Consider the following 8,555-nt stretch of genomic DNA (forward strand, 5'->3'; position numbering starts at 1 on the left):
GCCATGCGGGTAGTTACACGTTCCTATTCGGCAGCGGAGCACCATTGCCCCCAGTAGAGCGACCAGGGGGTAGACGCTCGCCAGGCCAGACTAGAACTGGTTATATGGTGAACGTCAACCTTCTGGCCCGGCTGGGCCGTGCAGTACCGAGCCGAAAGGCACCCTCCTCGTGATCGGACTCCTGGTCGCGCTGCTCTCCGCAGTGGTCTACACGATCGGCCTGACCGTGGAACAGCGTGCGCTGCACGGCTCCGAGTCGATCTCGATCAACCGGCCCCTCCACCTCGCCAGGGTACTGCTGGGCAATCCGCGGTGGGTGTTCGGCTGCTTCTTCGCGGCGCTGGGCAGCGTGGGCCTGATCGTCTCCCTCGGCCTGGCCCCGGTGTCGGTGGCCCAACCGGCCTTCGCCGCCGGTGTGGCCACCATGCTGCTGGTCATCACGCTGGTGATGGGTGAGCGGATCACCAAGGGTGAATACGTGGCGCTGGGCATCATGCCGGTGGCGCTGGGCCTGCTCAGCCTGTCCACCGTTGACGGTTCGGAGACCGGAACCAGCGCGAACACCCCGTTGTTGATCACCGTCAGCGTGGTCACCGTGGTCGCCTGCGTCGCCGCGATGGGTTTCGCCGGGGGCCGGGGCAAGTACGTGTCCGCCGCCGCGATGGGCGCGGCCGCCGGCCTCGCGCAGGGCAGCGCCGGACTCCAGGGCAAGGGGCTGGGCGGGCTGCTCGCCGACAACGGCTTCTGGCAGGCCATCGTCCCGGCGCTACTGTCGCCCTACCCCTACCTGTACGCGCTGGGCTGGGCGGTGGGCATCGTGCTCTTCCAGACCTCGCTGCAGCGCTCGCGCGCCTCCATCACGGCGCCGGTGGCCAACGTGGTCGGCAACGTGTTCGTCGTGGTGGTCGGCACCATCCTCTTCGGCGAGCGGCTGCCCGAGGACCCGCTCACGCTGGCGCTGCGCGTCGGCGGTTTCGCGCTGACACTGGTGGTCGTGGTCCTGGTCCGCGGCAACGTGGCCCAAGCCGAGGCCGACACGAGCAGGCTGCGCGGGCACGACGCCAAGGCCAAGGCCGAGCAGGCCCCCGGAACGGCCGGGTAGACCCTGCTGGGCGGGCCCCGGAACGGCCGAGGGCCCGCGCCCGAACACTCTCGGACGCGGGCCCTGCGTGCGATGCACCGGGTACCGGCGCCTAGGCAGCGACCGACACGGCCTCGCGCAGGCCGGGAGCGGCCAACTCGGCCCAGGCGCGCACGACCTTGTCGGGCTGGTGGGTCTCGTCGGCGGCCAGGATCAGGCCCGGCTCGGCGACCCAGGCACCCAGGTCGGCCAGGAGCACGCGGAGGTCCTCCTCGATGCCGTGGCTGTTGCGCAGGTCCTCGACGACGGACAGCGGGACCGCGACCGTGTGGCCCAGGCCCAGCTCTGGCAGCCGGTCGAGGAACACCTTGAGCAGGCCGGTGTAGGTTCCGTGCACCTGCGGCGAGGCCACCAGGAGCACGTCGCTCCGGCCGACCTTCTCCAAGGCGTCGGTGACGGACGGGGCGGAGTCGGTGAGCAGGTCCGCGCCGATTTCGGCGAGGTCGATGATCTCGGGCTCCGACGTGACACCGGCACGGGCGGCGACCTCGGAGGCGGCGCGCAGGGCGGCGGTGTGCACGGAGGAGCGGGACTGGGGAGCGGCGACGAGCACGGTGAAGCGAGTCATGCGAAGAACTCCTGGGTTCGGTCAGAGCGAGCCGGGATCGACCGGAAGGAACACGGGGGGCGGTGATCGGAATCGTTGACACCGGAGGAGGACCGTTGTTCCCCATGAACCGGGGCGGAGCGGGACTTCGTCGTCCTGGGCTCGTGTGCGGCGGCTCATGCGGGGGTGCTCACACGGACCAGGTGGAGGTCCGGGACCCAGTAGGGAGAGATGAGCGTCCGGTGTCTGCGTAAGGGCACTGAGGCACGGGACATACCCGTGGCGCGGGGCGCGGGCCCCGCAAAGCGCTAGCTACGACAGAGCGCGCTCGCCTGCTGTCTCAGATCGACGTGCAGGCGCTGGACAAGCAGCTCACCGGCGGACATGCCTCCATAATGAAGCGCCCCGACCGCTATCGTCAATGTGTGCCGGCACCTCTCCTCGCGGGTCGGCGGCCCCGCGAGGGCCGGTCCACCTCGCGGACAACCGTCCCAGGGAGCGGGATCACGCCGTTCTGCTGGGCATACGCGGCCTGGCGGACGCGCGGACGACCCCCTCCGAACCGCCCGGTCACGCGGATGTAATTTACGACACACGGAGCCCAGCGCCCGACCTCGGGCGGCCCCAGACACAGGGAGAACCCCACCCATGGCCCAGACACCCCTCACCCTGACCGGCGCGCGCGTCGTGACCCCCGACGGCATCCACGAAGGGTGGGTTCGGATCGAGAACGGCGCGGTGGCCGGACTCGGCACCGGCGACCCCGGCACGGGCGACGTGCACGACGTCGGCGGAGGCCTCGTCGCGCCGGGCCTGGTCGACACGCACATCCACGGCGGCACCGGGCATGCTTTCACCGAGGCCGACCCGGAGGGGGTAAGGGAGATCCTGGCCTTCAACCGCAGGGCCGGGGTGACGTCCATGGTCGGCGGCCTGGTCGCGGCCACCCCCGAGGACACGCTCCGCCAGGTCTCGGCGCTGGCCGACCTGTGCGACACGGGCGAACTGGCCGGGATCTACTTGGAGGGCCCGTTCATCGCGCGGTCCAAGTGCGGGGCGCACGACCCCGAACTGCTGCGCGACCCGGACACCGCGGAGTTCGACGCCTGGCTGAAGGCCGGGCGGGGCCATGTCCGGATGATCACCGTGGCGCCGGAACTGCCCGGCGCCCTGGAACTGATCCGGGCGGCGCGTTCCTCCGGGGTGGTCGCGGCGGTCGGGCACACCGAGGCCAGCTACGAGCGGACCCGCGAGGCGATCGACGCGGGTGTGACAGTAGCCACACACGTCTACAACGCAATGCGCCCCCTGAACCACCGGGACCCGGGGCCGATCGCCGCGGTGCTGGGCGATGAGCGGGTGACGGTGGAGCTGATCCTGGACAACGTGCACGTCCACCCGGGCGCCGCCAAGCTGGTTTTCGACGCGGCCGACCCGGGCCGGGTGTCCCTGGTGACGGACGCGATGGCGGCGACGGGGCTGGGGGACGGCGAGTACACGCTGGGTGAGCTGCGGGTCCTGGTGAAGGACGGTGAAGCCCGGGTAGCGGAGACCGGTTCGATCGCCTCCAGCACCATCGTGCTGCCCCAGGCGGTGCGCAACGCGGTCGCGGTGGGAGTGCCGTTGGAGGAGGCGGTACGGTCGGCGTCGTCGGTCCCTGCTGCAGCGCTCGGCCTGACCGGGCTCGGACGCCTCGAGGTCGGGGGAGACGCCGACCTCATGGTGCTCAATGACGACGTTTCGGTCGCCAAGGTGATGTATCGGGGCAGGTGGGTGGCGTAACGGCGTGTCGTTAGCACGGTACGGATTAGTAACTTGTCCCTGGGTGACAATTATGCACAGGGCATCGAGGAAAGCACCGTGCTCGACACGAAAGGATCCACCATGGCCCAGCCGAGACAGGCCGACGAACAGCAGCCGACCCGCGTGCCCTCCGAGGAACGCGAACACCTCGGCAAGCTCGCCAGTGAACTGTCCAGCTACGAAGTCCAGGCCGAGGTGGTGGACGAGCCCGCGCTCTGCCTCCGGGTGCGCAACCCGGCCTCCGCCTACGCGGTCGAAGACGTGATCTGTGAGCGCCGCGAACACGACTTCGCCTTCATTGCCTCGTTCGGGGTCCACCTGGGCAACAGCGGTGGGCTGTCGCTCACGGCCCACAAGATCGCGTGGCTGGTCGGAGCCACCAAGGAGTAGCAAGCCGCCGCACGCAACGGGGGCGGTACGCGCGTACCGCCCCCATAAGGCCGCCTTTGCCGGCCTTGGTACCTTCACCGGAAGCGCCCCCGGACGAACAGGACCCCTCGTGACCGCTTTCCGCTACGAGCTCGCCCCCGTCGACGACACCTTCTTCGGCTCCGCTCCCATGCGCTGGCGGGTGGGACTCGAACTCGCCGCATCCCCCGACGAGGTCTGGGCGGGGCTCACCTCGCCCCGGCCGCTGTCCTGGTGCCGGGCCCTCCCCGACGTGCACTACACCTCCGAGGCGCCCTACGGCGTAGGCACCACACGCGAGGCGAGCGTGCTCGGCGCCTACCGGATGCGCGAGCGCTTCTTCCACTGGGACGAGTCGGAACGCCGCAAGTCCTTCTATGCCACCGAAGGCACCCTGCCCGTCTTCGGCGCCTTCGCCGAGGACTACCGCGTGCTCCCCTTCGACGGCGGCAGCAAGCTCGTGTGGTCGTTCGCCTTCACCCCGTGGAAGGGACTGGACAGCGCCCTGCAGCTCGGTAAGCCGCTGACGGAGAGCCTGCTCGCCTCCCTCATCAAGGACACGCGCAACCACTTCGGACCACTGACCGAAGTCCAGTGAGCGGCACTGGACGGAACTCAGTCCTCCCCGGATACCGAGATAACCACGTTTCCGACCTTCTGCCCGGTTTCCACATATCTGGTGGCCGACACAATCTCGTCCAACGCATAGATCCGATCGACCACGGGCTTGAACGCACCGGATTCCACCAGCCGCGCGATGTACTCGGTGTTCTCCTTGTTGATCCTGGGAACCGGGAAAATCACCCTCCGGCTACGGGTGATCGCGAACCAGACCGCCAGCAGCGGATTCTGGCCGAACGCGCCGAGTTCCGTGGAACAGTACTTTCCGCGGGGTCCGAGCAGCCTTCTGCACGCGCCGAAGGACGTCTTGCCGACCGCGTCGAAGACGAAGTCGAAGCTGTCCCGGATTCGGGTGAAGTCCTCGGTCTGGTAGTCGACGACCCGGTCCGCGCCCAGTGAACGGACGAGCTCGACGTTCGCGGTGCCGCACACTGCGGTCACCTCGGCTCCCATGTGCTTGAGTATCTGCACGGCGGCCGTGCCGATTGCGCCCGAGGCTCCGTAGACCATCACCTTCTGCCCCGGTTCCACCCCTGCTGCCCTGATATCGCAGAGCGCGTAGGTCGCGCCCTCCGCCGACGGGGCCAGCTCCTGGTAACCGAACCCCTCAGGCATTGCGGCGAGGGAACCGGCAGCGGCGTTGGTCATGTACTCCGCGTGCGCGCCGGAACGCACATCCTCAAAACCCAGCACCCCGTCACCCGACGCGAATTCCGTGACGCCCTCGCCCACCTCGGCGATCTCCCCCGCGAACTCGCTTCCCGCCACTTCGCGTTTGGGACGGAGCAGGCCGGTGAAGAAACGCGACACGAAGTACTTCGCGCTCCGGAATCCGCAGTCTGTCCGGTTCACGGTGGCGGCGTGCACCCGGATCAGGACCTCGCCGCTCTTGGGTACGGGCTTTTCCACTTCCCGGATTTGGAGGACTTCGGGAGGCCCGTACCTCGTATAGACAACCGCCCGCACCCGCACCAACTCCTCGTCAGAGTTAGACCTGAAAGCGCCATCAGGGAGGCCGACTATACCGAACTCCGAACGTACGCACCCCCGGGTGAAAGCGCACACCTTTCCGCCGGACCACCCGGCCGACGACCTGGACCACCCCGTTACCCTGCCGCAGCCCCCGCGCCGGGTGGTGTGCCTGGTGCCCTCGCTGACCGAGGCGATCGCGCACACCCGCCCCGAGGTTCTGGTCGGCGCCACCGTGTGGTGCTCGCATCCGCCGGACCTCGCGGTGGAACGGCTGCGCGGCACCAAGAACCCGCACGTGCGCCGGATCGTCGAGCTGGCACCCGACCTGGTGGTGGCCAACCGCGAGGAGAACCGGGAACGGCATGTGCGCCAGCTGCGCGAGGCCGGGATCCCGGTGTGGGTCACCGACATCCGCACTGTGCCCGACGCCCTCGTGTCCCTGCGGCGACTGCTCTCCGCGGTGGCCCCCGACGCCTCCCCCGGCTGGCTCTCGGAGGCCGAATCGGTGTGGAGCGCCCCGGCCCCGGCCGACAGGGTCCGGGTCGCGGTCCCGATCTGGCGAAACCCGTGGATGTTCGTCGGCGGCGATACCTTCGCGCACGACCTGCTGGAACGCCTGGGCGCCGTCAACGCGTTCGCCGACCGCCCGGGGCGTTACCCGCGGGCTTCCCCCGAGGAGTCCGGGACCGAATTGGCCGTGCTCCCCGACGAGCCCTACGCCTTCGGCCCCGACGACGGACCGGAGTCCTTCACCGCCCCCGCCGTGTGCGTGTCGGGCCGCGACCTCACCTGGTACGGTCCCTCGCTGGCCGAGGCGCACACCCGCCTCGACCAAGCCCTGCGCCCTTACCGGCGCCCGGGTCCGTGAGCGTCAGCGGTTGCGGATCCGTGCCACCGCCTTGAAGGCGAGCCAGACACCGACCACCGCGACGGTAGCGCCGACCACGGCACCCGCGAGGCCGGACCAGTCCCCCTCGGGAAGGTCCGCCCACAGGTCCCGTCCCAGCGATACGAGCCCGACAGTCATGAGGGCCAGGGCGAACGTGATGACCACCGATCCGGGAACCCCGAGGAAGTAGCGGCGCCGATTCGGCTCCGGCGGTTCGGACAGCTCTGCGCTCGGTCCGACGAGCGCAGACCGCGAACGCTTGAAATAGGCCATGGTGAAGTAGTGGCCGCAGGGCTCCCACCCCTCCGGTCCGATGCGTGCCAGCAGGCGCTCGCGCTCCCTGCGCCCGGGGGCTACCTCCTGCCGGTACTCCCAGGCCAAGGGCTGTTCGCCCCGGTGGCTGACGAAGCGGCCCCAGCGGTCCACCCGGTCGACCTCCCAGCCCTCGGCACCCTTCTCGTTCAGCCGGGCGGGCGCCTCGAAGGTGTCGGCGGCCCAGACCAGGGTCTGTTCCCCGGACTCGGTCTCGGCCTCCTCCCCGACCAGGTCATCGGCGAACTCGGTCACCGGCCCGAACTCCTCCGCCGGGTCCACACCGCTCTCGGCCACGAAGGCGGCGAGGTCGTTCACCGTGTCCCGGACCCGCTTGTCGTCCACGCCGCGCTCGCGCAGCATGCCTTCCAGTTCGTCCAGGTAGGTCATCGGATTCCACCCTTCCTGAGGACCCCGCGTACAGATTCGTCGAACTCCAGCCACGCCGCCCCCTGCTCGGCGAGGACCTCGCGGCCCTCCTCCGTCAGCTGGTAGTAGCGCCGCCCGGGGCCCTTCTCCGCCGCGCGGAACTCCGCGGCGACCAGGCCCGCCTCCTCCAACCGGTTGAGCACCGGGTAGAGGGTGCCGCCCTTGATCCGGCCGAAACCGGCCTCGTCCAGCCGCGCGGCCAGGGCGTACCCGTAGCTTTCGCCCTCGGTCAGCCCGGCCAGCACCAGAAGGTCGAGGACGCCCTTCAGCCAGCTCGATCGTCGATCCATGTGTGCTCCTTCAAGCCGCAGGGGTGGGTGGCCCGGACTTCTGGGTCTCGGGCCTGGGGGTAAGCAGCAGTGCGCGCAGGTCGACCAGTACATGCACGATGATCGGCACGATCAGGTTGCCGGTGCTCAGGTACAGGTAGGTCAGGGCCAAGCCGAGCAGGCCGACGAACAGCATGTCCCGCGCACCCTGGTACAGGTGAGCGAAGGTGAAGACCGCCAGTGCCAGTCCGGCTGCCACGTACAGCGGTAGCCCCAGGGAGACACCGACCGCGATGAGCAGGCCTCGGAAGATGATCTCCTCACACACCCCGGCGGTGACCGAGGTGCCCACAGCGCACCAGCGTTCACGGCTGGTTCGCGGCAGCATGGGGTCCAAGGTCGGGGAGACCGGCGCCGCCTTCCGGCGCGCCAACAGGGTGAAGGCCACCGCGGCGACCGCGAACCCGACGAGGATTCCGGCGAGGGTTCCCCAGTCGATGTCCCCGTGCAGCCCCAGGTGCGCCCACGCCGCCCCGGGGGAGAGCAGGACCGCCAGCGCGGCGAGCCCGGTCAGCCCCCAGAAGACGGCCATCCCGAAACCGAAGAAGCGCACGTAGGCGCCCGGATCGGCGTCCCGGGCGCCCGGATCGGCGTCCCGGTCCCGTTTGAGCACCTCGAACATGCGCTTGCCCCATAGGGGTTCCACCAGGAGCAGGTAGGCGGTGATGAGCCCCACCAGAACCAGGGCCGGGGCGGAGAAGGCGGGGTCTGCGAGTTCGGGAGGCATCGGTATCTCCTTGATCAGTTGATCTACCTAGACGGTAAAGCAATCTAGTTAGGATAACAACCTAGATAGCCATGCGTACCCCTTCGCGAGCCTCGGAACGTGAACCGACCGAACAGAACAACACCGTTGCCTTGGAGCCTGCTGGCAAAGGGTGTTGGACTCTCCTGCCTTGGGGTGTGCCCCTGTCCCCATGGGCACGGGGTCCAGCGCGGGTGGATGCTGGTGCGGGGTTCCCCGCTGGTGCGAGGTTCCCCGCTGGTGCGAGGTTCCCCGCTGGTGCGAGGTTCCCCGCTGGTGCGAGGTTCCCCGCTGGTGCGAGGTTCCCCGCTGGTGCGAGGTTCCCCGCTGGTGCGAGGTTCCCCGCTGGTGCGAGGTGC

At 69.4% G+C, this 8,555-nt stretch carries 10 protein-coding genes; 5 read left to right on the forward strand and 5 right to left on the reverse strand.

Annotated elements, in window-relative coordinates:
* The first annotated feature begins 169 nt into the window (after positions 1–169).
* Positions 170–1,102 carry a hypothetical protein gene (locus ACYVDG_RS17530; protein WP_460753483.1) on the forward strand — a complete coding sequence of 311 codons (933 nt, stop codon included), beginning with the start codon at positions 170–172 and terminating at the stop codon, positions 1,100–1,102.
* Between the two features lie 91 nt (positions 1,103–1,193).
* Here the strand turns inward: ACYVDG_RS17530 and ACYVDG_RS17535 are convergent, their stop codons facing one another.
* Positions 1,194–1,709, reverse strand: a complete 516-nt coding sequence (locus tag ACYVDG_RS17535; RefSeq protein WP_460753488.1) for an NADPH-dependent FMN reductase — start codon at positions 1,707–1,709, stop codon at positions 1,194–1,196.
* Between the two features lie 627 nt (positions 1,710–2,336).
* On the opposite strand from ACYVDG_RS17535, the gene nagA reads away from it, so the two are divergent.
* The 3 genes from nagA to ACYVDG_RS17550 all read left to right on the forward strand — a co-directional run bounded on the left by nagA (position 2,337) and on the right by ACYVDG_RS17550 (position 4,497).
* The gene (gene nagA / locus ACYVDG_RS17540) at positions 2,337–3,470 is read left to right on the forward strand and encodes an N-acetylglucosamine-6-phosphate deacetylase (RefSeq protein ID WP_460753493.1); all 1,134 of its coding nucleotides are present in this window, start codon (positions 2,337–2,339) and stop codon (positions 3,468–3,470) included.
* A 102-nt stretch (positions 3,471–3,572) separates the two neighbouring features.
* Positions 3,573–3,881: a hypothetical protein gene (locus tag ACYVDG_RS17545; RefSeq protein WP_460753497.1), complete on the forward strand. Its 309-nt coding sequence runs from the start codon at positions 3,573–3,575 to the stop codon at positions 3,879–3,881.
* A gap of 109 nt (positions 3,882–3,990) precedes the next feature.
* On the forward strand, positions 3,991–4,497 hold the full coding sequence (locus tag ACYVDG_RS17550) for an SRPBCC family protein (RefSeq protein ID WP_460753503.1): 507 nt from the start codon (positions 3,991–3,993) through the stop codon (positions 4,495–4,497).
* Positions 4,498–4,514: 17 nt separating this feature from the next.
* On the opposite strand, the gene ACYVDG_RS17555 is transcribed toward ACYVDG_RS17550, so the two are convergent.
* A complete protein-coding gene (locus ACYVDG_RS17555; RefSeq protein WP_460753507.1) occupies positions 4,515–5,492 on the reverse strand; it encodes an NAD(P)-dependent alcohol dehydrogenase in 978 nt (325 codons plus the stop codon).
* A 79-nt stretch (positions 5,493–5,571) separates the two neighbouring features.
* On the opposite strand from ACYVDG_RS17555, the gene ACYVDG_RS17560 reads away from it, so the two are divergent.
* Positions 5,572–6,360, forward strand: coding sequence for a helical backbone metal receptor (locus ACYVDG_RS17560; RefSeq protein WP_460753510.1), 789 nt, complete (start codon positions 5,572–5,574; stop codon positions 6,358–6,360).
* 3 nt (positions 6,361–6,363) lie between these two features.
* Here the strand turns inward: ACYVDG_RS17560 and ACYVDG_RS17565 are convergent, their stop codons facing one another.
* Genes ACYVDG_RS17565 through ACYVDG_RS17575 form a run of 3 tightly spaced genes read right to left on the reverse strand, consistent with a single transcriptional unit; the run spans position 6,364 to position 8,178 of the window.
* A complete protein-coding gene (locus ACYVDG_RS17565) occupies positions 6,364–7,083 on the reverse strand; it encodes a DUF2812 domain-containing protein (RefSeq protein ID WP_460753514.1) in 720 nt (239 codons plus the stop codon).
* Positions 7,080–7,412, reverse strand: coding sequence for a PadR family transcriptional regulator (locus ACYVDG_RS17570; protein WP_460753518.1), 333 nt, complete (start codon positions 7,410–7,412; stop codon positions 7,080–7,082). The genes ACYVDG_RS17565 and ACYVDG_RS17570 overlap by 4 nt, the downstream gene beginning before the upstream one ends.
* Before the next feature lie 10 nt (positions 7,413–7,422).
* Complete coding sequence (locus ACYVDG_RS17575; protein ID WP_460753522.1) at positions 7,423–8,178, reverse strand: CPBP family intramembrane glutamic endopeptidase; 756 nt, start codon at positions 8,176–8,178, stop codon at positions 7,423–7,425.
* Positions 8,179–8,555: the final 377 nt, after the last annotated feature.

This window comes from Nocardiopsis oceani (genome assembly GCF_054777395.1).

What these genes read in the sequence shown, in the direction of transcription:
- ACYVDG_RS17535 (WP_460753488.1), bottom strand. Translation starts at nt 1,709, where the DNA reads ATGACTCGCTTCACCGTGCTCGTCGCCGCTCCCCAGTCCCGCTCCTCC.
- nagA (WP_460753493.1), top strand. Translation starts at nt 2,337, where the DNA reads ATGGCCCAGACACCCCTCACCCTGACCGGCGCGCGCGTCGTGACCCCC.
- ACYVDG_RS17545 (WP_460753497.1), top strand. Translation starts at nt 3,573, where the DNA reads ATGGCCCAGCCGAGACAGGCCGACGAACAGCAGCCGACCCGCGTGCCC.
- ACYVDG_RS17565 (WP_460753514.1), bottom strand. Translation starts at nt 7,083, where the DNA reads ATGACCTACCTGGACGAACTGGAAGGCATGCTGCGCGAGCGCGGCGTG.
- ACYVDG_RS17570 (WP_460753518.1), bottom strand. Translation starts at nt 7,412, where the DNA reads ATGGATCGACGATCGAGCTGGCTGAAGGGCGTCCTCGACCTTCTGGTG.
- ACYVDG_RS17575 (WP_460753522.1), bottom strand. Translation starts at nt 8,178, where the DNA reads ATGCCTCCCGAACTCGCAGACCCCGCCTTCTCCGCCCCGGCCCTGGTT.